Genomic DNA, 24117 nt, shown 5'->3' on the forward strand with positions numbered 1-24117 from the left:
CAGCCCAGATTCTGCTTTTCAGGAGTAATTATGAGCAACAACAAAAAAACTCAGGCAAGCTACGTTAAGCCATCTCGTGCTGATATCGTTCGCTCAGTAGCAACATCTACGGCTGTTGAAACAGGGCAGTCCTCCGCGAAGATCGAAGCTTCACTTGAAGCCACGCGCAAAAAATTCGCTCATTTGCGTCTTGCGGTTTAACCCCTTCTTAGTGCTTCACCGACCCAGTGTTTCATCGGCTTGTAGTCCATTGATATGCCAGCATGGATAGCCGAGATATACTGAGTTTTGTTTTGCTCCCAGCTTTGATAATCCAGCGGTTTGTACCCTCCCTGAACGGCCATCACGTCGGCCAGCAGTCGCGACAGGCGTCCGTTTCCCTCTCTGAATGGATGGATAAGTATTATCTCGACATGGGTGATGGCGATAGCAGTGATGAGTTGTTCTTCGTCCATGCCGCTACACGGCGTGTATTGAGCCAGATATTTGGTGTCGAATTCGCTCAGCAGTTTTGGCAACTGCGCTGAAGGGGCAAACATAAAGCCGCCTTTGCTGATGTTAACCGCTCTTTCTTGCCCAGCCCACTCGTAGATGTTACCTAACCAGCGGCGATGCCAGTTTTTTAGCATGGCGACGCTGAGCAGTCCTTCCGGGAACTGTTCTTCAAAAACGGACTGATAGAGTTGTTCTAACAGGACAAGTTCAGCCTCATCCATCTCATCAGAAGTAGCGATCCCCAGCTTATTAGCCAAAACCTGCTCGCCAGAGTCTTTCTCATACTGGCCTTCACTGCTGGATACATGGTATCGGCTCATGGAGATGCCCTGCGTTTTTAGAAGGATGGGAAAACAAAGGGAGTATAACGCTGGATGAGTACATCAAACAATATTATTAAAATCAGATAGTTACAAATGTGTAGGTTAAAATATAGTTTTTATATTATGGTGGGAAATAATCTTTATTAATCAGTACTAACACACCAATGCATCATCGGGGTATGGGCGCCGAGATTATCGATTGTACTCATAGGATATTATCCAGGTCCCTGATTCTTAATGAATTGTGATCTTTTTGTTTTCGTTGTTATCACATTGAGGGGACATCATAACGGAGATACGTATTTCAGGGAAAGTGACGATATGAGATGTAGCGATCCGCGTTCCAGTTGCCAAAGCGGAGCGCGCGGACGGACGCGCGGCTCACGGTGGGATTAGGGCGCTTACGATTGGCATCAACACCCTGAGTCAAATGGGAATCAAGTTCGGTGGCCAGAATCGATTTTATTGATTAGCTCATTTGTGGTGAAGGTAAGCCACCGCAGCTAAGACGGTGGTGGCTTTCGCTTATCGAACGTTCAAAGCGTAGAGGGCGGCAATGCTTCCGGCTGTTTTTACCATCTCCAGTTTGACCTGTTGTGCACTGATGGCCTCGGGCAAACGATGCTCGCAAACGGAATGGCGGTTGTCGATCACTTCTGCCAGTAAGGTGTTATCGACCCATAAACGATAATGGGTCACGCAATGCGGTGCCACCGCCAGGGCATGGCCCATCTGTACCGTTTCCATGGCATTATCAAAATCGTTATCGAACACCAGCGTTAGCGCGTGCAAAGTCTGCGGCTGTTCCCAACGCCAGGTCACAGTCGGCAAACTATCGTCAGCGGCGGGTACCCATGCATTGGTGTACTGCTCCGGGCGCAAACGGCCGTTGACCAGGTTTTCTGGCGCGTAGCAACGCAGTGGTGAAGCCAGGCGAAGTGCCGGAAGAATTGGATTTGGCTGGCGGCGCGGCAACCAGAAATCAAACTCATCCACGCCATAGTTACCATCAGGGACCTGACGCGTATTCTTCGCAACCCTGGCGTTCAGGCCATTAAATACCGTCATAATTCCCGGAAGCTGCACGTCGCTTAGCGCGATATCGATGTGTTCATTGCTCTCATAAGCGATAAACAAATATTCATCGCGTGCGCTTTGATAATGGAACTGCACGCTGTATTCGCCCGCTTCAAAGACAGAAATTTCACACTCGTCCAGTGGCGTATCAGGGGTGAAATTACCCGCGCGTTCACTGCCTGACAGGCAGATTTTAAGCCGCTGTGGTGATCCTGCGCGTAAGGTGAAATTCAACTCAGGCAAGATTTCACCGGCTTTAAGCGGCAGAAGTAATGCCATGCGCTCATTCAATGCCTTCCATGTACCGTTTGCTGGCAGCTCAGTTAATTGCCATTCGCTGCTGGTGTTCACATTTGCGCCAGACGCCGGGTCGCTCAACCATTGGCGAGGGATATAACAACCGGTTTGTTGTAGATGCCGCTGTAGTGAACCGATGCGGTTTTGTGCTGATAATTGCGATGCGGTGATTTGCTGCTGGTGGCACAGCGCCGCCGCCCGGCCAACCACTTCGCCTAATAAACCACAGGTACACATCACGCGAGCACTGCCAAAAGCGACGTGTGAGGCGGAAATCAGACGCCCGGCCAGGAATAAGTTTTCCATAGAACGGCTGTATAGGCTGCGATAGGGAATGGTGTAGGTGCCTTTGCTGTGGAACTGACGGCAGCCGTCGTGCTTGCTGTAAACGCCATCAGCCGGATGAAGGTCAATTGACCAACCGCCGTAACCCACCGCGTCGTAGTGGTCACGCTGTTCAATGATATCTTGTTGGCAAAGGATATGGTCGCCTACAAAGCGGCGGCTTTCACGTTTACCTGGAATCGCGCCGACCCACTCGATGGTCATGTTTTCAGCATCCGGGAATTGCCCCGAGTTTTTAATGTAATCCCAGACACCCCAGACGATTTTCCACAGTTCCCACTTAATTTCTTCGCTGTCATGGATGGTATCAAGGCGACCTCCCCATTCCAGCCACCATAAATCACAACCGTTAAGTGTTGATGTCAGGCGTGTGTAGCGGGGAATTTCTTTGATATCTTTCAGGGCAAAAGAGGGCGGAATGAAGTTAACCGGCGCGCTGCCTTTTTTGGTGTAAAAATAGATGGAGTGCCCAAGTTTATGACCGAAGTTATCGCCTGGCGCCATTTTTTCATCAAACTCTTCCGGGTCTTCTGCGCCTACGCGATATTCAGCTCCGGCTAGATGCCCCAATACACCATCGCCGGTCGCATCGCAAAACTGGCTGGCGGCAATGTCATAAAAGGTTTCGTTGATGGCGTTGAACCCTTTGGCGCTGGTAATACGTTGACCTTTGGTGGAAACCTCGTATAACGCGGTGTTCAATAGCAGCGTCAGATGGGGTTCACTGCGGGCCATATCCAACAAAACGAGATCAAACATCACCGGATTGCCTTCTTTATTCCGATAAACGTTCTCCTCCATGATCTCACCCATGATGCCGCCTTCGCGTGACCAGCGATTATTATTCCCCATATGCGAAGTAGCCCCGTTGGCCCACAGACGGACTTCGCTCGATGCGTTGCCCCCCAGAACCGGCCTGTCCTGAACCAAAACCACTTTCAAACCATCGCGAGCGGCGGCAAGAGCTGCGCATAACCCGGCAAGACCGCCGCCGGCGACCAGCAAGTCTGTTTTTAATTGTTGCGAAGGGAATTCCCGGGCGTGGGTTTGCTGAAAAATTTGCATAAAGTTTGTTTCCTGTAAAACTGACGATAAAATCGTGGTTCTTAAATTAATTTGAAGCGCGTTATGTCATCACAACCGAATCAAAGTCTTATCGACGGTATCCGTTGTTTGCAGTATCTGGTCACCAGTGGCCGGGCAATTGGTTGCCGGGAGCTGGCGCGCCTGATGGGTATTAATGCCACCCGCGTTAATCGCCTGTTGATGACTATGGCGGCGATTGGTCTGACCCAGCAGGATGAACACCGCCGCTATTTGCCAGGGCCGGGTATTCACGCTTTGGCAGCACAGGCGATTCGTGGTTCTGCACTGTTTTCCCAGGCTTTGCCTTTGCTTGAACGCCATGCGCCGAAAGACATCGTGGTGGCGCTCGGCGTGCTGTGGGAAGACCAGGTTATCTATATCTATCACTCTGAACCGGGCAGCCAGGTTAGCCAGGCGCTGGCCGGTTTCCACACGCTTCCGGCATGGCAATCGGTTATCGGAATGGCATTGCTTGCCAGCGAAACCGACGAGGCGTTGCAAGCGCGTTTCTCGCCTGAACACTGGCAGGAAATGGCCCCTAAACTTGCCCAACAGCGAGAGTCTGGCCACGTTGTCTGGCGCCATGACGATGGCGAACTTTCGATGGCTCAGCCTCTGGGGGCGCATAACGCTGCCATCGCTTTTGCCGGAATGTGGGACGCCGATGAAAAACACGTTGCCCCGCGCCTTGCTCAGCTCAATCAACTCACCGCCCAACTCGTGACTCCTGCGGCTTAACCTCTTGTGGCGTGTCCAGGTCGATGCGCCCAACCACAAACAGGTAAGAGCAAATCCCAAGCCCTGCCAGAATGGCGATGAATGCCAGCGCAGGGGCAAAGTTATGCCCATCGATTAACGCGCCAATCGCAATGGGCACCACGATGGACGACAGCGCGCCGGTAAAGTTAAACACGCCACCTGCCAGACCAATTAAATGACGCGGTGCGAGTGCCGTCACAAACACCCAGGTGATGGTGGCAAGGCCGTTACCAAAGAAGGCGATCGACATGAAAAGAATGATTAGCGTCGGGTTGTCGGTGTAATTGGCACCCAGGATAAACAGCGTTAAAGACATGCCAAGAATCACCGGGGCTTTACGCGCAAAGCTTGCGCTGACACCACGTTTGATTAAACGGTCTGAAACAAACCCTGCCAGCAATACCCCGAAGAAGGCAGCCAGATAAGGAACGGAGGCGATATAGCCAGATTTAATAAAATCCATATGGCGATATTGCACCAGATAGGTCGGGAACCAGGTCAGGAAAAACCAGAAGGTGGCGGAGATAGTGAACTGGCCAAAGTAAATGCCAATCAGTTTGCGGCTGCGAAACATCAGTGCCAGGTCGCTCCATGCAAACTTGCGTTTGGCTGCTTCCTGACGGCTTTCCAGAATTGCGCCGCCCTGGCGGATATGATCAAGCTCTGCCTTTGAAACGCTTTTATGTTCCAGCGGTTCGCGGTACAGGTAATACCACACCACCGCCCAAACCATCCCGACGACGCCGGTAATCAGAAATAAACCGCGCCAGCCATACAGTTCCTGAATATGGAACAGCAGCGGCGTCATGCAGGCCAGGCCAACAAATTGCGCAGAAGAGTAAATACCGATGGCGCTGGCGCGTTCGTTTTCCGGGAACCAGCTGGAAATCACGCGATTATTGGAAGGCATGACAGGCGCTTCAAATGCGCCGACGCCCAGGCGTAAGCCAACCAGGCCGCCAAAACTATTGGCAATCGCGTGCAGGGCGGTTATTAACGACCAGATAAACAACCCTACGCCGTAAACAATACGCGAGCCGAAGCGGTCGATAACAAATCCGCCGGGTATTTGCAGTGCGGCATAAATCCAACCAAAGGCTGAAAACACCAGCCCCATTTGCAACGGCGTGAACTGCAAATCTCCCGCCATCTGTGTGGCAGCAACGGAAAGATTGGTGCGATCCATGTAGTTAATGATGATGTTGATAAAAACTAGCCCGAGCACCAGAAATCGGACGCGTCCGGTATTTTTTACCTTTGCTGTAGAAAGCGGTTGTTCTGCCATATCGATATTCTCTTTATTTTTGTTCTCACGGCCTGTTTTCGCAACAGAGTGGTTTTTTATTTCTCTGTGTTTCTTTTATAGAAACAAATGGTGGCAGGCAAAGAGAAATCGTCTGAAATGTGATCAGAGTAAAACTTATGAGCTAACTGAGTCAGAGAAAGAAAGGAGAGGCGATAATGCAGCGGGGCAATTTTATACCCGCCCCCTGGGCGCGCGGGGAAAAATAGCGGCAGGCGATTATCCTAAAGCTAACATAGCGAAACTCGCTCACAAGTGCCCGCTGCTGTAATGGCTGTATTCCGGTAGCGGGTTATCGCTTGTTGCTATGCCGGTTGCTCAGCAGGTAATGCCGTTAATTGCACTTACAATGCCAGAAAGTGATGTAATTGATGTGGAGCGCGCGGACGGCCGCGCGGCTCACGATGGGATTATGGCGCAAGGTAAACCTGGGGAATGGCGATGTCTGGATGCTCACCCATTCTCACTTCCGCTCCGTACCAGCGGCTGATAACCGACTGGCAAATGACCTCCTGCGGCGTTCCCTCGGCCACCAGCTTTCCCTGATGGAGAAGCAGAATGCGGTCTGCCCATAGCGCGGCGAGATTGAGGTCGTGCAGCACGACGCAGACGTGCAGCTGGCCGCTGCGGGTCAGCCGTTTTAGCAGACGCAGCAGATGCTGTTGATAGTAAAGATCCAGCGCCGAGGTCGGTTCGTCGAGAAACAGCCAGCCCCGTGGAGCGTCGTTATGCCACAGCTGAGCGAGGCAGCGAGCCAGCTGCACCCGCTGCTGTTCGCCGCCGGAGAGCGAAGGATAGCGCCTGCCCGCGAGGTGGTCGCAGCCGGTTTCCACCATCACCTGCTGAATCATCTGCCGGTCCGGATTTTTACCCCATGGAGAGCGTCCCATGGCGATGACCGTTTCCACCGGCCAGTCTGCATGGAGCTGCGTACGTTGCAACATCACCGCCCGGCGGCGGGAGAGCGCTTCCGACGACCAGTGTTCCAGCGCACGTCCTTCCACATGACGTTCGCCGCTGTTCGGGGATAAGAAACCGGTTAACAGCCGCAGCAGCGTTGATTTACCGGCGCCGTTTGGGCCAATCAGCGCGGTCATCTCTCCGCCGCATAGCCGGACCGACACATCGTCAATGACCCGGCGTTTGCCCAGCAACAGAGAGAGCGACGTCGCGTGCCAGGTGCGATCGCGATTATCCATATGTCGTCCTCTGTTGGCGGAAAATCAACCACAAAAACCACGGCGCGCCGAGCATGCTGGTCAGCAGACCCACCGGCATTTCGGCCGGTGCGGCGACGGTGCGGGCAAGGGTATCGGCCAGCAGCAGTAAGATCGCCCCGGCCAGCAGCGATCCTGGCACCAGCGCGCGGTGGTCCGGCCCCAGCCACATTCGTATCAGGTGCGGCACCACGAGACCAATAAAACCAATCACTCCGCTGATCGCCACAGAAGAGGCCACCAGCAGCGCGCTGCACAGTAACAGCAGACGCTGCACGGCCCGGACGTTAATCCCCAGGTAGTGGGCTTCTTCATCGCCAAGCTGTAGCAGGTTGAGGCGGGAAGCCATTAGCCAGATGACCAGCGAAGCAGGGAAGATTAAGGTGGCCGCGACCAGCAGCGTGGACCACTCTGCCTGGCCGAGACTGCCCATTCCCCACAGCGACAGCTGGCGCAGCTGGGTATCATTACTTATCCAGGCCAGCACCCCCACCAGCGCGCCGCACAGCGCGTTGATGGCGATCCCGACCAGCAGCAGACGCGAGAGCGAACCCTCACTCGCCTGGCTGAGGATAAAAATGACCACCATGACGGCGATACTCCCGATGAACGCCGCCAGCATCGGGGCATACAGCGCCACCAGCGCCGGAACGGACAGCGGCAGAACCAGCCAGCAGGCCACCGCCAGCGCTGCACCGCTGCTGACCCCCAGCAGGCCGGGATCGGCTAACGGATTGCGAAACAGCCCTTGCATGACGCAGCCGGAGAGCGCCAGCGCGGCGCCGACCAGCAGCGCCAGCAGGACGCGCGGCAGACGAATGGTGAGCCAGATATGGCGCAACACCTCATCCCCCGGCGGCCACAGACTGGCGAGCGGCAGAGGCATCGCGCCGAGGGTCGTCGCGAACAGCGTCAGGCTCACCAGCAGCAGCGTCATTAACCACAGATGGCGAGAGAGAGTGGGGCGCATCAGGGGAGCTGCTCCGCTTTTTTTCTCAGCGCGCCGATCGCCTGCGGCGTCCGCGGTCCAAAGCCGAGCAGGGCCATATCGTCAATCACCAGCAGCTGTTTATGGCGACCGGCCGGCGTTTGCGCCAGCCCCGGCAGCTTCCATAAGCCGGTTTCACCGCCCATGCCTTTAAGCCCGTCGGCGGAGATCACTACCAGGTCCGGCAGGCTGGCGATCACGCCTTCCTGAGACATACTGCGATAATGGTCAAATCCCTGCATCGCGTTCTGCAGCCCGGCGGCCTGAATAGCACCATCCGCAGCGGTCTTTTGCCCGGCGACCATCGTATTCATTCCGCCGTGGCTGAGAATAAACAGCACCCTTTTGCCGAGCGGCTGCGTGGGGATCTGCGCGATCTGTGCGGCGACGGCGTGGCGCAGGGCGTCACCTTCAGTCTGCTTATCCAGCGCGTCGGCCACCGCGACGATTTTTTTATCAATCGCCGACAGATCGTTACCGCCCGGGATATTAACCACTTTTACCCGACTGTCCTCAACCTTTTGCAGGACCAGCGAAGGCTGGGCCTGTGCGCTTGCCAGGACGATCGTCGGGCGTAACGACAGGATCCCCTCGGCGTTCAGCTGGCGTATATAGCCGACGTCCGGCAGCGATCGCGCGGCGGCAGGCCAGGTGCTGGTACTGTCTTTAGCGACCAGCTGCTGCTGTGCTCCCAGGGCATAGACGATCTCTGTGACATCGCCGCCCAGAGAGATGATGCGTTCTGCGGCGGCATGCGCAAACAGTGGAAGAGCGGCAATGAGCATCAGCCAGCGTTTCATGCGCTCTGTCCTTCCGTCGTCAGACGGTCAACCTGGCTACGCCATGTCGCTTGCTCCGGGTGCCCTTCGCTACGCTGGCCGTACAGCTGGGCGATTTGCGTACCGTCATGGGCAAACAGCTCTACGCTGGTGACATGGCCATCCGAGGTCGGCTTACGCGTTACCCAGATTTCATCAATACTGTCTTCGCGCAGGTGCAGGGTGAAGGTGGTATTGAAGATGTTGAGCCAGCCGCGCATCGGGGCCAGCTTTTCCAGGGCGCCGGTGAAGATTTGTACGCAGCCGCGGTTGCCAACGAAAATCATGATCTCATTGCCCTCTTCGCGAATGGTTTCCAGCAGGTGCGGCAGGGCATCGTGGTCAATGCGGCAGGCCAGATCATCGCTGACCAGGCGGAAAGCCTGCTGGCGGGAGAGGTTATATTTTCGCAATAGCCCGAAGAACTGATGGACATCGGTCATGGCGCGCCATTCATTTTCCAGCGCCGCACCGTCGGCGGAGGCGGTGTAGCGGGGGGTATCGACGGGGCGGATTGCCAGCGGCGCCGGGTCGGCCTGGGTCTGCCCGACAATCAGCGCTTCCCACGCCGTCATATCGGTTTGCGCTGTCGCATAGACTTTCAACAGCGCGTCACCGTGATGGTCGAAGAACTGAATGCTCTGGCGGCCGTTATCACTCAGGTGGAAGGCGCTGGCCCACTGGCTGAGGAACAGGCGCAGATCGAGTGCGCGCGGGTTCAGCACCAGCCCGGCATGGCCGCTCAGGTGCTGGTGGGTAAACTGACCCACCTGCTCATGCACCGCATATTCATTCCGGCAGATGCATTTGGTCTCGCCGACGCCTTCCAGTCCGGCGATGATTGCCCGTATATCGTCCTGCAGGCGAACGGCGTCGTGGCCAACGCGAGCGGCGGTTAATTCCGCCTCACTAATGCCCATTTCAGCGGCGATATCGCGGGCATATTTAGCGGAAGCCTGCGTTTTGGCGGCCTGATAGCGCTGCCACAGTGCGTTTACGTTGTGTTGCATGATTCATCTCCTTCTCTACGATGAATATCCCCGGCCGAGGCCGGGGAGCAGGTTTATCCCCGCTGTCTTTCAGCATGATGCGAACGGGATGGTGCAGAGCCGGTCTGAGTCTGCGTATCGCGACCCACGCCGCTGCTGCCCGTCGATATGTTGAAATCCATGGGGTTTATTATTCTCCGGGCTATCAGAAATCGACGTTGACGCCCAGTTGCCAGGTCCGGCCCGGCATCGTCGCCAGCGCTTTATTGTAGGCATCCTGATTCGTGGACGTCTCAATATTGCGGCTGCTCAGGTAATCCCAGTATTGCCGATCGGTAATGTTGTAAACGCCGCCGTTAAGACGTACGTTTTTCGCGACCTGCCACCAGGCCGTCAGGTCCAGCATGCCGTAGCCAGGCACGCGCATGTATTCGCTGGAGGAGTCGGTAATGGCAGAGCCCGTGTTGGTATAGCTTTCGCGGTTGGTGGCGCTGGCCTGCTTACCTTTCACGAAGGTGGCGGTCAACGCGGTCCCGTAGCGTTTCGCCGGATCGTCCCAGGCAACGCCTACGATCGCTTTCATCGGCGCCACGCTGTCGAGGTCGATGTACTTGTCGCCGAGATAGCTGGATTTCGATTTCCCTTCACTATAGCCGTAGGCCAGCGTCGCGCTCAGGCCGTTAACCTCTTCAAACCAGGTACCAAAGTTGAATTTGGCGCTGATTTCGCCGCCGTAGATATAGGCTTTATCGCGGTTTTCCGCCTGATAAATCGTATAGATATTCGACGGGACGTTGGTGAAGTGGTCGGGGTTACCGGAACGGGTGTAGCGGCTATAGGCGATGAAGTTCTTGTAGTTGTTATAGAACAGGGCGGTACGCATCGTGATCCCTTCGACCACTTCGCCTTTTAAGCCCCATTCGAAGTTGTCACTGGTTTCCGTGTTCAGATCGGTGTTACCAATCAGCGCATACTGCGCTCGTCCGGCGTAGCTGGATCCGAGGTTCCAGGAGCCGTAAAGCTGGCTGGCGTTAGGGAACTCGGCGCCGCGTTTATACTGCAGGTAGGTCATGGTACGCGGAGTGATATCGTACTGGAACGTCAGGGACGGCAGCACCTGAGTATCGGAATTTTTACCGTACAGGCTGGCGACGGAGGACTCCGTCAGCACGCTGCTGTTGGTGGTCAGATCGCCGAGATTCTCCGGTTTGGTGGATTGATGCACCACGCGCACGCCCGGGATCACCGCAAAGTTGTGGCTGTCGAGATCGAAGTTGATCTTATCCTGAACGAAGCCGCCAAGAGTGTAGCCCCGGCTGTCGGCTTCCGGCTGCATGATTTCGCTGTAGATGCTCGGGACCGGCGACTGGCTGAACGGGCGCTGGGTTTTGGTGGTGCTGGCGTTGAGCCCGGCGCTCAGGTCGTGGCGGCCAATGGATTTCGCCAGCGCGGTCTGAATACCCCAGGTGTCGGTATCGTAGTTGGAGTTGACCGTTTCCATCGATCTGGTGGTGCTGTCCGGCATCCACGTCCAGTCATGGGCCTCGGTGTGCTGGTAGTAGACTTTGGTCGACATACTGTCGAGATAGTCATTCATTGGCGTCCAGTCGTCTTTCAGGCTGATGCCCCAGCGACGAGTCTGGCTGGTCTGATTGGCATCGCCAATAATGCTGTTGCCGCTGCTATCCCAGCTGTCAAAGTGGGTGTGGTTGGTTTTATGGTAGTAGTCGAGCGTGCTGGTCAGCTTGTGTTCATCATTGGGCTGCCAGATGCCGGAGGCCATAAACGCATCGGAGTGCCAGTTGGCCGGATAGGCGTCAATCTTATCGCTGTTATTTGCCGTTTCCTGGCCGTCGCGGCGACTGTAGACGAAAATGCCGCGTAGGGTTTCATCTCCGCCGGCCACCGTCACGCCGTTATGCCAGCTGCGGTCGGCAGAGTCGTAGCCGCTCCGGTAGCCGAAGGCGCTGGTTTTTCCCGGGCGCAGATAGTCATCGGCAGATTTCGGCTGGAAGGAGACGTTGCCGCCGATAGAGGTGTTGGCGGTTTCAGTCGAGGTGGCGCCGGACTGAATATCGATGCTGCCATACATATACGGGTCGATGTAATCGCGACCGATGCCAAACGTATTCAGGCCGGCACGGCCGACGTAGCCGCGTCCGGTCGCATCCGGCTGCGCGATGCCGTCGACATCAATCCCGACGCGGTTGCTTTCCAGCCCGCGAATGTTATAACCGGTATAGCCGCCGCGGTCGAAGCCGCTTTTGCCATTACCCGAGCCGCCGCTGGCGCCGGTCGCGCTGATTAACGGTTCGTAACGCATGACGGAACCAAAATCTTTGGCCCCTTTGTCCTGGAGCTCCTGCGCGCTGACCGAATGTTCGCTACCGGCTTTGAGCAGCGGAGCGGGGGCGGTAACGGTCATCTGCTCGGAGCTATCCGATGATGTGTCGCTGGTAGTGGTGTGTGCGGTGGTATCAGCTGCCCCGGCGGTCGTCTGATAGATTGCTGCAAGCAACGAAGTCACCAGCAGGCTTTTCTTAAACCAGGCCGGTGATTGAGTGGATTTATACATAGTAGCCACGCCTTGATAATTATTAGTATCGGCTCACGCGTTACTTCCAGATTTGCAGGTGAGTCCCGTTGCTTCCGTTAGCGGACTCTGTTTCTCCATGATTATTGATTGCGAATGGTAATGATAGGTATTATCGTTTGCAACAAAATAATCATGTCTTCCTCATTTAATCTGCAATTTGTTTACAATCAGTCCTTTTAGATACAGCGAGAAAATCATGAGTCACAAAGCCGCGATTACGATCAACTACTGCTCTCAATGCAACTGGATGCTGCGCGCCAGCTGGATGGCTCAGGAGCTGCTGCATACGTTCAGTACCGATATCGGCTCGGTCACGCTGGTTCCGGGCACTGGCGGTATCTTCACCATTACCGTTGACGACGTACAAATCTGGGACCGCAAGCAGGATGAGGGTTTCCCGGATGCGGCTGAACTCAAGCGTCGGGTACGGGATGTCTGCTTCCCGGAGAAGTCGCTGGGTCACCTCGATAAGTCCGCCGATCCGGCGTAAGCGATAGGGGAAAACGGCTGCGCCAGAGGCTATAAAGGTGTATTATTTTCGCATCTTTATTGATGGAGAAACGCAATGGCGGGTCAACGCATCGACCGGGAAAAAAAGACTATCCGCAGCATGATTTCGCTCTATCAGCGCCGCTGCCCGGACGCGCAGGCCGACGTGGAACATTACCAGGCGCTAAACGCCTATGCCGATAAGCGGCTGGATAAATGCGTGTTTGGCGAAGAGAAGCCGGCCTGTAAGCAGTGCCCGGTTCACTGCTACCAGCCGGCAAAACGCGAAGAAATGAAGCAAATCATGCGCTGGGCGGGGCCGCGAATGCTCTGGCGCCACCCGATTCTGACGATTCGTCACCTGATTGATGACCGGCGTCCCGTGCCAGCGCTTCCGGAAAAATACCGGCCTAAAAAGTCGCGGTGATTTCCCCGGCTAGCGCTGCGCTCAGGCGGGCTTCAACGCGTGCGGTCTGTCGTCGCCCGGGTAAGGCGTCAGCGGCGCTCCGGAGCCTCTGCGGACATCGCCTGAGTTTGATTGTCGCGAACCGACGTCCAGACAAAGGTGATAATAAACAGCGCGGTAAACAACACCACGATGGTCGGCGCCGGTGCGCTATCAAGGTAAAACGAGAGCCACACGCCGCCCAGCGAACAGCTCAGCGCAATCCCCACCGCCAGCAGCAGCGCGCTGATAAAACGCCGGGTCAGCAGCAGAGCAATGGCTCCGGGGGCAATCAGCAGCGAGATTGACAAAATAATCCCCACCGCTTTGAGCGTCGCCACGATAGTCAGGGCAATCATGCACAGCAATCCGTAGTGCAGCAGGCCGCAGCGTAATCCGCTGGCTTTAGCCTGATGCGGATCGAAGGCGTGAAGCAGAAAGTCGCGCCACTTTAGTCCGATAATCAGCGCAATTACTAGTGCAATCGCCGATGTTTGCCCAATATCGCTGGCGGAAATCCCCAGCATGTCGCCAAACAGAATATGGTCGAGATGGACTTCGGACTGAATGGCGACATACAGCACCAGCCCGGCGCCAAACATCCCGGAAAAGACAATGCCCATAATGGTATCGCGCTTGATGCGACTGTTATCGTCGAGATAGCCGGTCGCGATGGCGCAGAATAGCCCGGCAACAAAGGCGCCAATGGCAAACGGGATCCCGGCGATATAGGCCACCACCACGCCGGGAAAGACCGCATGGTTCATGGCATCCCCCATCAACGCCCAGCCTTTCAGCACCAGAAAAACCGACAGCAGCGCACAGGGAATGGCGACGATGGTGGCCACCAGCATGGCGTTGACCATAAACGAAAACTGGAACGGTTCGAGGAGCGTGGTCAGCAGCATGAGCCCTCCCTGGCGCGACGGCGGTTGGCCAGCAGGCCGTGTTTAGGGGCAAAGACAAAGGTCAGCAGGAAGAGCAAAGTCTGAGCCACGACGATAATGCCGCCGGTTGCGCCATCCAGATAGTAGCTCAGCCAGGCGCCGAAAAAACTGGTCAGGCTGCCAATAGCGACGGCAATCGCCAGCAGCCGTGGAAAGCGGTCGGTCAGCAGCCAGGCGGTCGCTCCCGGAGTGACCACCAGGCAAATAACCAGAAAGGCGCCCACGGTTTGCAATGCCGCCACGGTACAGGCGGCCAGCAGGGTGAAGAACAGCAGCTTGAGCCCGGTGGTGTTCAGGCCAATGGAACGGGCGTGGCTCTCATCGAAAAAGGTGACCATCAGGTCTTTCCATTTCAGCAGCAGAATTGCCATTGAAATCGAGCCGATGGCCGCCAGCTGAATAATATCTTCCGGAGCGATCGCCAGGATATTGCCGAGAATAATGGTCTGGATATTCACCGAAGTTGGGTTGAGTGACACCATAAACAGCCCGATACCGAAGAACGACGAAAAAATCAGACCGATAATGGCATCCTCTTTGAGCTTCGAACGCTGGTTGAGAAACAGCATGCTGCCCGCCGCCAGTCCTCCGGAGAGAAAAGCGCCGACGGCGAAGGGCAGGCCGAGCATATACGCTCCCGCCACGCCCGGTACGATGGAGTGGGAGAGGGCATCGCCAATCAGCGACCAGCCTTTCAGCATCAGGTAGCAGGAGAGAAAGGCGCACACGCCGCCCACCAGCGCCGATACCCACATCGCATTCAGCATATACTGATAGCCGAACGGCTCGATTAGCCAGCTCATCCTTCACCTCCCGCCGTCCGGCGGCTGATAAACGGCCGTTCATCGTCGGTGATAATCTGCTCTTCTCCGCCGCTGAGCACCACGTGGCGCAGCGCGCCGCTGAAAGCGAGTTCGAGATTGGCGGCGGTAAAGGTCGTTTCCGTCGGTCCACTGGCCAGCACGGTACCTTTGACCATCACCGTGTAATCGCAAAACTCGCTGACCGAACCGAGATTGTGGGTCGAAACCAGCAGAGTACAGCCGTCGTCACGCAGTTCGCGCAGCAGGGTGATGATCTGGGTTTCGGTCTGGACGTCAACGCCGGTAAACGGCTCATCCAGCAGAATGACCTTGCCCTGCTGGGCGATAGCGCGGGCAAGGAACACCCGTTTTTTCTGCCCGCCGGACAGCTCGCCGATTTGCCGGTGGCGATAGTCGCTCATCCCGACGCGGGCCAGCGCCGCATCAACCACTTCCCGATCATGGGCTTTGGCCCGTCGCAGCCAGCCCATATGCCCGTAGCGGCCCATCATGACGACATCTTCCACCAGCACCGGGAAGGTCCAGTCAACGTCCTCTGATTGCGGGACATAGGCCACCAGGTTCTGGCGCAGCGCGCGATGAACCGGCTGGCCAAGTATGGCAATCTCGCCATGGGACAGACGAACAAAGCCCATCAGCGCTTTAAACAGCGTCGATTTTCCCGAACCGTTGATGCCCACCAGCGCGGCAATTGAGCCGCGCGGTACGCTGAAGGTGGCATCGCGCAGCGCGGTGTGGCCGTTGCGATAGGTTACGCTGACCCGGTTGACCGCGAGGCCAGGCATATCGGCGTTCATGACTGCTTCCTCATCCCATCGTTGATGCCCTGGACGATGGTTTGCGTCGTGACGCGCAGCAGATCCAGGTAGGTGGGAACCGGGCCATCGGCGGTGCTCAGGGAGTCAACATAAAGTACGCCGCCATAGTGGGCGCCGGCTTCCCGCGCTACCTGGCGCGCCGGTTTATCTGAAATGGTGCTTTCGCTAAAGATGGTCGGGATATGCTCTTTTTTCATGATATCGATGGTTTTACGCACCTGCTGCGGCGTGCCCTGCTGGTCGGCATTGATTGGCCACAGGTAGCGCTCTTTCAGCCCGTTGTCGCGGGCCAGATAGGAGAACGCGCCTTCGCTGGTGACCAGCCAACGCTTCTCTGCCGGCAGTTTCGCCAGCTCCGCCTTCAGCGGCGCCATAGTCTGGCGGATTTTCTCTTTATAGAGGGCGGCATTCTGACGATAGGTCTGCGCATTCGCAGGGTCGTATTTGATCAGCGCATCACGGATGTTATCGACGTAGATCAGCGCATTATCCGCCGACATCCACGCATGGGGATTGGGCTTACCGTTATAGGGACCTTCGCTGATCCCCATTGGCTGAATGCCCTCGCTGACGACCACTTCCGGGACCCCTTTCAGGTGCTGATAAAAGCGGGCAAACCACAGTTCGAGATTCAGGCCGTTAGTGAGGATCAGCTGTGCCCCCTGGGCGCGTTTAATATCGCCAGGCGTCGGCTGGTATTCGTGGATTTCGGCGCCGGGTTTGGTAATCGAGCTGACCTGGGCCGCCTCCCCGGCGACGTTTTGCGCCATATCGGCAATCACCGTAAAGGTGGTGATCACTTTGAATTTTTCGCTGGCCTGAGCCGGGGCGATCGCCAGCAGGCCGAGCAGAGCGGTAAAGATCAGGTGCTTCAGAGGCGGCAGGTGCAGCATAGGATCCCTCACATCAATGTGGTTAATTAATCATCTGTTATAGCCATTGCTATGTTATATAGCACAGGCTATTTATAAATGAAAATGATTATTATTTAAATTCTGGGAGGTGAGCCGTGCAAACCGGTCTGTCGCGGGGAAAATGGCCAGGTACTTCGAAGAACGCCGTTTCGTGTGAAACGGCGTTTGAGTCCGGATTACGCGCGGGTGGCGAGGAGAATGGCAGAGGCTTTGATCAGCGCAATCACCCGGCTGCCGTCGACCAGTTTCATCTCTTCCTGACTTTCATTGGTGACGACGGCGATGATCTCGAAGCCCGCGTCGGTTTTGATGTGTACCGTCGCGTTGACCGCCCCTTCAGTGATGCGGGTGACGCTCCCGGCAAACTGATTGCGCGCGGAGAACTTCAGGCCGCAATCCTCGGTGGCCAGGGTGACCCACGGCGCTTTAATCAGCGCGATGGCTTCTTTACCGGCAGCCAGACCCAGCGCCTCCTTGCTGCTATGGGTGACGATCGCCACCAGTTTTGCGCCACCGGCGAGGGTCAATTCTACTTCATCGTTGACCGCGCCGGCGGCAACTGCGCTGACCGTGCCGGTCAGCTGGTTACGTGCTGATACCGCCATAAAATCTCCTTGTGTGGCTGATTAAGTGAGTACAGGACTTATACTAGCTCATCTTTGTTAATACCCAGGCGTTTCATGCGGGATAGCAGCGTCGTACGCTTTAATCCCAGCCGCTGCGCCGCCCCTTTCGGCCCGGCAACCACCCCGTTGCTCTCTTTCAGCACGCGGACGATCAGCTGATATTCATCCTCGCCCTCTTGCGGAAGCACCTCGGCCGTCATCGTCTCCGCATCGATATTCATCTCCGGCAGCGACAGCTGCAGCACGCTACCGCGGGTTAACAGCACCGCGCGTTCAATCACGTTTTCCAGCTCACGAACGTTACCCGGCCACTCCATGTGGCTCAGCGTACGCAGGGTTTCTGCCGGAATGCTGTCGATATTACGCCCGAGGCGGCGGGCGATTTTAAAGGTAAACGCCTTGACCAGCAGCGGGATATCTTCCGGACGCTCGCGCAGCGGCGGCAGATGGATCGGAAAGACGTTCAGGCGATAGTAGAGATCGCTGCGGAATTCACGATCGGCGACCATCTGCCGGAGATCGCGGTTGGTGGCGGCGATCAGCCGGACGTCGGTGCGGATCAGCTTGTTGCTGCCGAGACGTTCAAACTCTTGCTCCTGCAGAACCCGCAGCAGCTTCGGCTGAAGCTCCAGCGGCATGTCGCCCACTTCATCAAGGAATAATGAGCTTTTATCCGCCAGTTCGAAACGGCCGATGCGCTGGGCGCTGGCTCCGGTAAACGCGCCGCGCTCATGGCCGAAGAGATCGCTTTCCAGCAGCCCGGCGGGCATCGCGGCACAGTTCATCTTCACCATTCGTCGCGCGTTACGACCGCTGAGATTATGAATGGCGCGGGCAATCAGCTCTTTGCCGGTACCGGTTTCGCCGAGGATCAGGACGGTACTGTCGCTCTGGGCGACCATCTCGACCTGTTTGAGTACGCTGTGCATGGCTTCGCTGCGGCCAATAATTTCACCAAACTCGCTCTCGACATTATTCAGCTGTTCGGTGAGCGCCAGATTTTCATCCACCAGCCGCTCTTTTAGCCGCTGAATTTCGCGGTAGGCGAGAGCATTATCAACGGCGATCGACACCCGTTCGGCAATTTGCCGCAGCAGCTTGAGGTTGGTGGTGGTGAACACCTTCTCATCGCACTGCGCCAGTTTCAGCACGCCCAGCAGCGTATCGCCGGACATCAGCGGCAGCAGGCACAGCGTTTGGATCTGGTTGCCCCACATCTCAAAAAGCATTTTCTCGTACGGGGCCAGCGAGTCGTGCTCGTGTAAATTGAGCAGCAGCATCTCTTTGCTTTTAAACACCCGTTCGGTCAGCGTACCGGCTTCATTCACCTCGCTCTGATCGTGAACCGGATGGCTGGCGTCGAGATAATGGGTCGAGTAGATATTCAGTTTGCCTTTGCGGTTGCTGCGTAGCACCACGCTGATAGCATCGATACGAAAATAGTGGTGAATCTCTTTGGCGACTTCGCTGACCAGCTCATCGATATCCAGCCGGGAGAGCACGGCGTTAGTGATAGCAACCAGAATGCGAAAGTTGTCGCGCTCGTGGCACAACAGATCGTAATCGACGTTGTTGCTGACCCGACTCTGGATCTGTTCGGTCACCACCGCAACCAGCTGGGTAAAGGTATGCAGCCGCTGGAACTCTTTCTCGGTCCACGGTCTGGCGTCGTGGCGGATAAACTCGCAGCCGCCAAAGATGCGGCCTTCCGCAGCCAGCGGCAGCAGGCCGTAATAGCCAAACGCTGGATAGAGTCCGCTGCTGGCCAGCTGAGGCCAGGCCTCGACGAAGGTCGCCTTGTCGCAGTGCAGCGCATCGGGACGCGACAGCAGGCGACGCACCGGCCCGTGTGCCAGTACGGTCTCATCTTCATAGCTGACCGGCAGGCCCGCTTCGTCACAGCCATACCTTGCTGCACGATGGTTCCCGGCGTTCCACAGAATAATCGCCGCACGATCCGCCAGCGCAGATTGCTGAACCAGACGGGTTAGCGTTTCACTCAGCGCCGCCAGGTCAGGCTGCTGTAATAAAATACGGGTGATATCGAACAGCCCTTGCTGCCCGAAATCGCCCAATGGTGTATACGACATTACTGAAGTCCAAAACGCACCCGCAAAGCGGCACGTAAGAAAGTGGTGACACAAATAATAGTATGTTAATAAAGCGGTTGTTGCCGCCGCCAGCCCTTCCGTGGTTGCCTGCGGATTTGGGCCGGATAATGGTGCTGACTTTTCCCGGCTCGCGTTGTGCCTGGCCGGGCTACAGGTCCGTGCGTAGTCGGTAGCCCGGATAAGGCGTTAGCCGCAACCCGGGGACCCGACTTCCGTTAACAAATTCGCGGCAGCGGCTCGGCATGGGGAAGGTCCAGCGTCCGCTTCACGCCATACAGGCCGATCGTGCGCACGCCGGTACGCTCAACCACGTCGCCGATAATCGCGGCGTGGCGGCCAAGCGGGTGGCTTTGAAGCTGCGCCAGCGCGGCCTCAGCCGCTTCCCGGGCGACGGCAATCACCAGTTTGCCTTCATTGGCGAAGTTAAGCGCATCCAGGCCTAACAGTTCGCACACCCCGCGCACGGTCTCGTTCACCGGCAGCTTCTGTTCATGTAGCTCAATGCCGCAGCCGCTGGCGGCGGCGAACTCATGAGCTACCGCGTTTACTCCGCCGCGGGTCGCATCGCGCAGCGCTTTGATGCCGGGAAGGGCGCGCAGCGTCTGAATAAGCGGCGTCAGCACCGCACAGTCGCTGGCCAGCGCGCCGTCCAGCCCCAGCTGTTCGCGGAGGTTGAGAATGGTCGCGCCGTGGTCGCCCAGCGTGCCGCTGACCAGCAGCACGTCGCCGGGAGCGATCTGTTGCGCCCCCCAGCGAATATCCGCCGGAATGGCGCCGATCCCGGCGGTATTGATAAACAGTTTATCCGCCGCGCCGCGCGGGACGACTTTGGTGTCGCCGGTGACGATGGCAATCTCAGCGGCCTGCGCGGTACGGGCCATGCTATTAACCACGCGTTCCAGGGTGGCCATCTCCAGCCCCTCTTCGAGAATAAACCCGCAGGAGAGATAGCGCGGCAGGGCGCCGCTGACCGCCACATCGTTGGCGGTGCCGCATACTGCCAGCTTGCCGATATCGCCACCGGGGAAAAACAGCGGATCGATAACGTAGCTGTCGGTGGAGAAGGCGAGACGATCGCCTTGAGCGGTAAGCTGCGCCAGATCGAGACGCGCCTGATCTTCCTGCTCCGCCAGCCACGGGTTGGCGAAAGCCTGCATAAACAGGGAGGCGATCAGCTGTTGCATCGCCTGTCCCCCGCTACCGTGAGCTAACTGGACGCTTTTCATGCTTCATTTTCCTGACTGCGATATTGATACCAGGCGGCGCATGCGCCCTCTGATGAGACCATCAGCGCGCCAAACGCGCTTTGCGGGTTACAGACTTGCCCGAACAGCGGACACTGATGCGGCTTACAGCGGCCGGTCAGCACATCGCCACAGCGGGCGCGCGGATCGTCGCAGACGCGCTGCGGCGCCGGCTGAAAATGGGCTTCAGCGTCAAAGCGCTGATAGGCGGGCGTCAGGCGTACGCCGGAGTTGTTGATGACCCCCAGCCCGCGCCATTCGCTATCGCCCGACAGGCAGAAAACGTCGGCAATCGCCGCTTGCGCCAGCGGGTTGCCTTCATCAGGTACCACGCGGCGGTACTGGTTTTCGACCTGGCTGCGCTGCGCTATTGTCTGCTCAACCAGCATCACCGCGCCTTGCAGTAGATCAAGAGGTTCGAAACCAGCCACCACTAAAGGACGCCGGTAGTCGCTGGCGATAAACCCGTAGGCCTCGGTGCCGATGACCATACTGACATGGCCCGGGGCAAGAAAGGCATCGATGCTGTTATCAGGCTGGTCGAGCAGGCTGCGCAGGGTCGGGAGCAGGGTGATGTGCTGGCAAAAAAAGAAGAAGTTATCCACGTTGCGCTCGCGGGCCTGACGCAGCGTCAGCGCGGTCGCGGGCATGGTGGTTTCAAAACCGAGGCCAAAGAAGACCACCTCCCGCTGCGGGTTCTGCTGCGCCAGCTTCAGCGCATCCATCGGTGAATAGACGATTCGCACATCGGCGCCGCGGGATTTCGCCTGCAGCAGGGAGCCGTTTTTGCCGGGCACGCGCATGGCGTCGCCGAAGGTGCAGAAAATCACCCCCGGGCGACTGGCGATATCGATACAGGTGTCGATTCGCCCCATCGGCAGAACGCAGACCGGGCAGCCGGGGCCGTGAATAAATTCGATATTCTCCGGCAGCAACTGGTCGAGACCGAATTTAAAGATGGCGTGCGTATGGCCGCCGCACACTTCCATAATGCGCAGCGGATGCCCGGCGGTATGGGGCAGCAGATGCGCGCGCGCCTGAAGATGTTCAACCAGCTGCATCACCTGCTCCGGCGCGCGATATTCATCAACAAAACGCATTATCGCTCCTCACCGTACAGCAGCGCGCCCACGTCAGGCTCGACTTCAAACATATTTTGCAGCGCCTCAAGGGTATCGCGGGCCTCCGCTTCATTAATGATGCTCATGGCGAAGCCCACGTGGACCAGAACCCACTGGCCGAGCCGCGGCTGCCCCTGTTCATCAACGCTTCCTACCAGCGTCAGATCGACTTCGCGCTGGATACCGCACACTTCGACCTTCGCCAGATTGCCGTCAATGGCGCAGATCTGCCCCGGAATGCCTATGCACATGTCTGCGCCTCCAGCCAGCTGAGCCACTTATCCATGCCTTCGCCGCTGGTGGCGGATAGCATAATGATCTCAATGTTGGGATTAACCTCCCGCGCGCAGGCGAGACACTTCTCTACATCAAAGTTGAGGTACGGCAGCAGGTCGATTTTATTCAGCACCATCAGGCTGGCGGCGGCGAACATATGTGGATACTTCAGCGGCTTATCTTCGCCTTCGGTGACCGACAGCACCGCCACCTTGTGACGTTCGCCGAGGTCGAAGCTCGCCGGACATACCAGGTTGCCGACGTTTTCAATAAACAGAATGCCGTTATCCGCCAGCGGCAGACGCGGGGCGGCATCGGCAATCATCTGCGCATCCAGGTGGCAGCCCTTCCCGGTGTTGACCTGAATGGCCGGCGTGCCGGTGGCGCGAATGCGTGCCGCATCATTGACCGTCTGCTGGTCGCCTTCGATGACCGCGCACGCGGTTTTTCCTTTCAGACGCAGCAAGGTTTCACTCAGTAACGTGGTTTTGCCGGATCCCGGGCTGGAGACCAGGTTCAGCACTAGCTGGCCGCGTGCGGCAAAGCGCGCGCGGTTGCGGGCCGCCAGACGATTGTTCTTATCCAGCACGTCGATTTCGACTTCCAGCATCCGGCGCTGGCTTTGACCCGGCGCATGGGTACCCGCTTCGCCGTGGCCGTAGTGCAGGTCGCCGTGCGCTGAGCGGGTGGGGGAGAAGCTATCGGTTTTGACGCCGGTAATCGTCATGGTCTGGCGCGGGGCTGGCGCGAAGGGGGCGCTGCGAAACGCCGAGTGGGGGTTATGCTCATCACCTTCGATATAAAGGTTGCCTTCCCCACAGCCGCAAGTCGTACACATAGTTTTACTCCTGGTCTGTCCCGTCATCCTCGCGTTGTCTCTTTGCCGGCTGACTCTCGGGCCGCCGTGAGATAACCCGAATTAACGGTGGATCACTTCTATTCGCTGAATCTGTAGGCCGTCGTCCGCCACAATCTGCAGCGTGTCGCTGTGGCACTGCGGACAGCGCCGCACGTGCTGCGAGATGAGTTGCACGTACTGCTGGCAGGATTCGCACCAGCATTCGGCCTGCTGTTCGGCAATATGCAGTTCGCAGCCTTCCGCCAGCGTGCCGCGGCACACCAGCTCAAAACAGAAGGTCAATGCGCTGGCTTCCACGCAGGAAAATGCGCCGACCTTCAGCCACACGCCGGTAACCCGACGCGCGCCGGCCTGCTGCGCCTGCTGTTCAATAATTTCCAGCGCCCGCTGGCTAAGAGTGATTTCGTGCATGGTCGCCTCCGTATCGCGATGGGCCATATATGCAATAACGATGCCAGGTCATATCTACTGTCGGATGAACTGTCGATGACGACAGCTGACGGATGTCATCGACATGTCAGTACGGGGCGGCTTTTTTATTAAAATCATTAAATATCAATAAATTAAAATTTGGCATGGAAAATGCTTGTACGGTGCATCTCATGCAACCGGGGAGACCGAGATGACTATTTGGGAAATAAGTGAAAAGGCGGACTACATCGCCGACCGTCACCGCCGCTATCAGGATCAGTGGCGCCAGTACTGCAATTCGCTGGTTCAGGGCATCACCCTGTCAAAAGCGCGTTTGCATCATGCGATGAGCTGCGCGCCGGACAAAGAGCTGTGCTTCGTCCTGTTTGAACATTTTCAGGTGTATGTCGCGCTGGCAGAAGGGTTCAACAACCACACCATCGAGTACTACGTCGAAACGCGTAATAGTGATGATAAACGCTTGATTGCTCAGGCAACGCTGGCATCCGACGGTACCGTTGACGGTCGGATCAGCAACCGTTCGCGCGAACAGGTGCTGGAACATTACCTGGCCATTATTGCCAGCGTCTATGACCGTCTGTATGACGCCATGGAACACGACCAGCCGGTGGATTTAAGCCATCTGGCGCTGGCCCATTAATCGTAAGGTGTCGACACGTGTCGAAAATGACATCTGAACTCCCTGATTTCGTCAAAAATGACTTTCACCCGAGGATTG

The 24117-nt window shown here is 57.0% G+C and carries 24 protein-coding genes; 5 read left to right on the plus strand and 19 right to left on the minus strand.

From position 1 onward, the window contains the following. Window positions 1-30 precede the first annotated feature (30 nt). A complete protein-coding gene (locus tag Q1L34_RS05120; protein WP_004866926.1) occupies window positions 31-201 on the plus strand; it encodes a hypothetical protein in 171 nt (56 codons plus the stop codon). Here the strand turns inward: Q1L34_RS05120 and Q1L34_RS05125 are convergent. Both Q1L34_RS05125 and Q1L34_RS05130 read right to left on the minus strand, forming a co-directional pair. After that, window positions 198-815, minus strand: coding sequence for a Fic/DOC family protein (locus tag Q1L34_RS05125; protein WP_032718164.1), 618 nt, complete (start codon window positions 813-815; stop codon window positions 198-200). The genes Q1L34_RS05120 and Q1L34_RS05125 overlap by 4 nt on opposite strands. Window positions 816-1343: 528 nt before the next feature. Next, a complete protein-coding gene (locus Q1L34_RS05130) occupies window positions 1344-3602 on the minus strand; it encodes an FAD-dependent oxidoreductase (protein WP_327204380.1) in 2259 nt (752 codons plus the stop codon). A gap of 63 nt (window positions 3603-3665) precedes the next feature. Between Q1L34_RS05130 and Q1L34_RS05135 the strand changes: the two genes are divergently transcribed. Beyond that, window positions 3666-4361 carry an IclR family transcriptional regulator domain-containing protein gene (locus Q1L34_RS05135; RefSeq protein WP_032718161.1) on the plus strand — a complete coding sequence of 232 codons (696 nt, stop codon included), beginning with the start codon at window positions 3666-3668 and terminating at the stop codon, window positions 4359-4361. On the opposite strand, the gene Q1L34_RS05140 is transcribed toward Q1L34_RS05135, so the two are convergent. From Q1L34_RS05140 to Q1L34_RS05165, 6 genes are all read right to left on the minus strand, one after another. Continuing rightward, window positions 4330-5667, minus strand: a complete 1338-nt coding sequence (locus tag Q1L34_RS05140; protein WP_004866921.1) for an MFS transporter — start codon at window positions 5665-5667, stop codon at window positions 4330-4332. The genes Q1L34_RS05135 and Q1L34_RS05140 overlap by 32 nt on opposite strands. A gap of 428 nt (window positions 5668-6095) precedes the next feature. Continuing rightward, the gene (locus tag Q1L34_RS05145) at window positions 6096-6884 is read right to left on the minus strand and encodes a heme ABC transporter ATP-binding protein (protein ID WP_004866920.1); all 789 of its coding nucleotides are present in this window, start codon (window positions 6882-6884) and stop codon (window positions 6096-6098) included. Next, on the minus strand, window positions 6877-7872 hold the full coding sequence (locus Q1L34_RS05150; protein WP_004866917.1) for a FecCD family ABC transporter permease: 996 nt from the start codon (window positions 7870-7872) through the stop codon (window positions 6877-6879). Before Q1L34_RS05150 ends, Q1L34_RS05145 begins: the two co-directional genes overlap by 8 nt. Next, window positions 7872-8690, minus strand: a complete 819-nt coding sequence (locus Q1L34_RS05155) for a heme/hemin ABC transporter substrate-binding protein (protein WP_086815951.1) — start codon at window positions 8688-8690, stop codon at window positions 7872-7874. The genes Q1L34_RS05150 and Q1L34_RS05155 overlap by 1 nt, the downstream gene beginning before the upstream one ends. Beyond that, window positions 8687-9718 (minus strand): hemin-degrading factor, encoded by a 1032-nt coding sequence (locus Q1L34_RS05160; RefSeq protein WP_327204381.1) that lies wholly within the window; start codon window positions 9716-9718, stop codon window positions 8687-8689. The genes Q1L34_RS05155 and Q1L34_RS05160 overlap by 4 nt, the downstream gene beginning before the upstream one ends. A gap of 184 nt (window positions 9719-9902) precedes the next feature. Continuing rightward, the gene (locus Q1L34_RS05165) at window positions 9903-12272 is read right to left on the minus strand and encodes a TonB-dependent receptor domain-containing protein (RefSeq protein ID WP_327204382.1); all 2370 of its coding nucleotides are present in this window, start codon (window positions 12270-12272) and stop codon (window positions 9903-9905) included. 217 nt (window positions 12273-12489) lie between these two features. On the opposite strand from Q1L34_RS05165, the gene Q1L34_RS05170 reads away from it, so the two are divergent. Both Q1L34_RS05170 and Q1L34_RS05175 read left to right on the plus strand, forming a co-directional pair. After that, window positions 12490-12783, plus strand: coding sequence for an Rdx family protein (locus tag Q1L34_RS05170; RefSeq protein WP_004866911.1), 294 nt, complete (start codon window positions 12490-12492; stop codon window positions 12781-12783). Between the two features lie 75 nt (window positions 12784-12858). Next, a complete protein-coding gene (locus Q1L34_RS05175; RefSeq protein WP_004866910.1) occupies window positions 12859-13209 on the plus strand; it encodes a nitrous oxide-stimulated promoter family protein in 351 nt (116 codons plus the stop codon). A 68-nt stretch (window positions 13210-13277) separates the two neighbouring features. Here the strand turns inward: Q1L34_RS05175 and Q1L34_RS05180 are convergent, their stop codons facing one another. The 11 genes from Q1L34_RS05180 to hypA all read right to left on the minus strand — a co-directional run bounded on the left by Q1L34_RS05180 (window position 13278) and on the right by hypA (window position 23378). Continuing rightward, the gene (locus Q1L34_RS05180) at window positions 13278-14135 is read right to left on the minus strand and encodes a metal ABC transporter permease (protein ID WP_327204383.1); all 858 of its coding nucleotides are present in this window, start codon (window positions 14133-14135) and stop codon (window positions 13278-13280) included. Further along, window positions 14126-14977 (minus strand): iron/manganese ABC transporter permease subunit SitC, encoded by an 852-nt coding sequence (gene sitC, locus Q1L34_RS05185; protein ID WP_004866907.1) that lies wholly within the window; start codon window positions 14975-14977, stop codon window positions 14126-14128. Before sitC ends, Q1L34_RS05180 begins: the two co-directional genes overlap by 10 nt. After that, window positions 14974-15795, minus strand: coding sequence for a manganese/iron ABC transporter ATP-binding protein (locus Q1L34_RS05190; protein ID WP_004866905.1), 822 nt, complete (start codon window positions 15793-15795; stop codon window positions 14974-14976). Before Q1L34_RS05190 ends, sitC begins: the two co-directional genes overlap by 4 nt. Then, the gene (locus tag Q1L34_RS05195) at window positions 15792-16709 is read right to left on the minus strand and encodes a metal ABC transporter substrate-binding protein (RefSeq protein ID WP_004866903.1); all 918 of its coding nucleotides are present in this window, start codon (window positions 16707-16709) and stop codon (window positions 15792-15794) included. Before Q1L34_RS05195 ends, Q1L34_RS05190 begins: the two co-directional genes overlap by 4 nt. 197 nt (window positions 16710-16906) lie before the next feature. Beyond that, window positions 16907-17335 carry a TOBE domain-containing protein gene (locus tag Q1L34_RS05200; RefSeq protein WP_004866901.1) on the minus strand — a complete coding sequence of 143 codons (429 nt, stop codon included), beginning with the start codon at window positions 17333-17335 and terminating at the stop codon, window positions 16907-16909. 38 nt (window positions 17336-17373) lie between these two features. Beyond that, the gene (gene flhA, locus Q1L34_RS05205) at window positions 17374-19431 is read right to left on the minus strand and encodes a formate hydrogenlyase transcriptional activator FlhA (protein WP_160873360.1); all 2058 of its coding nucleotides are present in this window, start codon (window positions 19429-19431) and stop codon (window positions 17374-17376) included. A gap of 251 nt (window positions 19432-19682) precedes the next feature. Next, entirely contained in the window at window positions 19683-20693 is a 1011-nt protein-coding gene (gene hypE / locus Q1L34_RS05210) for a hydrogenase expression/formation protein HypE (RefSeq protein WP_004866898.1), read from the minus strand. Further along, window positions 20690-21811: a hydrogenase formation protein HypD gene (gene hypD, locus Q1L34_RS05215; RefSeq protein ID WP_004866895.1), complete on the minus strand. Its 1122-nt coding sequence runs from the start codon at window positions 21809-21811 to the stop codon at window positions 20690-20692. Before hypD ends, hypE begins: the two co-directional genes overlap by 4 nt. Next, window positions 21811-22083 (minus strand): HypC/HybG/HupF family hydrogenase formation chaperone, encoded by a 273-nt coding sequence (locus Q1L34_RS05220; RefSeq protein ID WP_004866894.1) that lies wholly within the window; start codon window positions 22081-22083, stop codon window positions 21811-21813. The genes hypD and Q1L34_RS05220 overlap by 1 nt, the downstream gene beginning before the upstream one ends. Next, window positions 22074-22946, minus strand: coding sequence for a hydrogenase nickel incorporation protein HypB (gene hypB / locus Q1L34_RS05225; RefSeq protein WP_113990871.1), 873 nt, complete (start codon window positions 22944-22946; stop codon window positions 22074-22076). The genes Q1L34_RS05220 and hypB overlap by 10 nt, the downstream gene beginning before the upstream one ends. Window positions 22947-23027: 81 nt before the next feature. Beyond that, window positions 23028-23378, minus strand: a complete 351-nt coding sequence (gene hypA / locus Q1L34_RS05230; protein ID WP_004866890.1) for a hydrogenase maturation nickel metallochaperone HypA — start codon at window positions 23376-23378, stop codon at window positions 23028-23030. Window positions 23379-23589: 211 nt separating this feature from the next. Here hypA and hycA point away from each other — a divergent pair, with 211 nt between their 5' ends. Further along, window positions 23590-24039, plus strand: a complete 450-nt coding sequence (gene hycA / locus Q1L34_RS05235) for a formate hydrogenlyase regulator HycA (protein ID WP_004866889.1) — start codon at window positions 23590-23592, stop codon at window positions 24037-24039. Window positions 24040-24117 lie beyond the last annotated feature (78 nt).

Source organism: Klebsiella ornithinolytica (assembly GCF_030505655.1).
GTDB classification, from domain to species: domain Bacteria; phylum Pseudomonadota; class Gammaproteobacteria; order Enterobacterales; family Enterobacteriaceae; genus Klebsiella; species Klebsiella ornithinolytica.

Bases quoted from the DNA above. Each gene is read 5' to 3' on its own strand.
- Q1L34_RS05180 (WP_327204383.1), bottom strand. From the start codon at position 14,135: ATGCTGCTGACCACGCTCCTCGAACCGTTCCAGTTTTCGTTTATGGTC.
- hypA (WP_004866890.1), bottom strand. From the start codon at position 23,378: ATGCACGAAATCACTCTTAGCCAGCGGGCGCTGGAAATTATTGAACAG.
- hypB (WP_113990871.1), bottom strand. From the start codon at position 22,946: ATGTGTACGACTTGCGGCTGTGGGGAAGGCAACCTTTATATCGAAGGT.
- Q1L34_RS05155 (WP_086815951.1), bottom strand. From the start codon at position 8,690: ATGAAACGCTGGCTGATGCTCATTGCCGCTCTTCCACTGTTTGCGCAT.
- Q1L34_RS05200 (WP_004866901.1), bottom strand. From the start codon at position 17,335: ATGGCGGTATCAGCACGTAACCAGCTGACCGGCACGGTCAGCGCAGTT.
- Q1L34_RS05145 (WP_004866920.1), bottom strand. From the start codon at position 6,884: ATGGATAATCGCGATCGCACCTGGCACGCGACGTCGCTCTCTCTGTTG.
- sitC (WP_004866907.1), bottom strand. From the start codon at position 14,977: ATGAGCTGGCTAATCGAGCCGTTCGGCTATCAGTATATGCTGAATGCG.
- Q1L34_RS05165 (WP_327204382.1), bottom strand. From the start codon at position 12,272: ATGTATAAATCCACTCAATCACCGGCCTGGTTTAAGAAAAGCCTGCTG.
- Q1L34_RS05120 (WP_004866926.1), top strand. From the start codon at position 31: ATGAGCAACAACAAAAAAACTCAGGCAAGCTACGTTAAGCCATCTCGT.
- Q1L34_RS05135 (WP_032718161.1), top strand. From the start codon at position 3,666: ATGTCATCACAACCGAATCAAAGTCTTATCGACGGTATCCGTTGTTTG.
- Q1L34_RS05140 (WP_004866921.1), bottom strand. From the start codon at position 5,667: ATGGCAGAACAACCGCTTTCTACAGCAAAGGTAAAAAATACCGGACGC.
- Q1L34_RS05195 (WP_004866903.1), bottom strand. From the start codon at position 16,709: ATGCTGCACCTGCCGCCTCTGAAGCACCTGATCTTTACCGCTCTGCTC.
- Q1L34_RS05170 (WP_004866911.1), top strand. From the start codon at position 12,490: ATGAGTCACAAAGCCGCGATTACGATCAACTACTGCTCTCAATGCAAC.
- Q1L34_RS05190 (WP_004866905.1), bottom strand. From the start codon at position 15,795: ATGAACGCCGATATGCCTGGCCTCGCGGTCAACCGGGTCAGCGTAACC.
- hycA (WP_004866889.1), top strand. From the start codon at position 23,590: ATGACTATTTGGGAAATAAGTGAAAAGGCGGACTACATCGCCGACCGT.
- hypE (WP_004866898.1), bottom strand. From the start codon at position 20,693: ATGAAAAGCGTCCAGTTAGCTCACGGTAGCGGGGGACAGGCGATGCAA.
- Q1L34_RS05175 (WP_004866910.1), top strand. From the start codon at position 12,859: ATGGCGGGTCAACGCATCGACCGGGAAAAAAAGACTATCCGCAGCATG.
- Q1L34_RS05125 (WP_032718164.1), bottom strand. From the start codon at position 815: ATGAGCCGATACCATGTATCCAGCAGTGAAGGCCAGTATGAGAAAGAC.
- Q1L34_RS05220 (WP_004866894.1), bottom strand. From the start codon at position 22,083: ATGTGCATAGGCATTCCGGGGCAGATCTGCGCCATTGACGGCAATCTG.
- Q1L34_RS05150 (WP_004866917.1), bottom strand. From the start codon at position 7,872: ATGCGCCCCACTCTCTCTCGCCATCTGTGGTTAATGACGCTGCTGCTG.
- hypD (WP_004866895.1), bottom strand. From the start codon at position 21,811: ATGCGTTTTGTTGATGAATATCGCGCGCCGGAGCAGGTGATGCAGCTG.
- Q1L34_RS05160 (WP_327204381.1), bottom strand. From the start codon at position 9,718: ATGCAACACAACGTAAACGCACTGTGGCAGCGCTATCAGGCCGCCAAA.
- Q1L34_RS05130 (WP_327204380.1), bottom strand. From the start codon at position 3,602: ATGCAAATTTTTCAGCAAACCCACGCCCGGGAATTCCCTTCGCAACAA.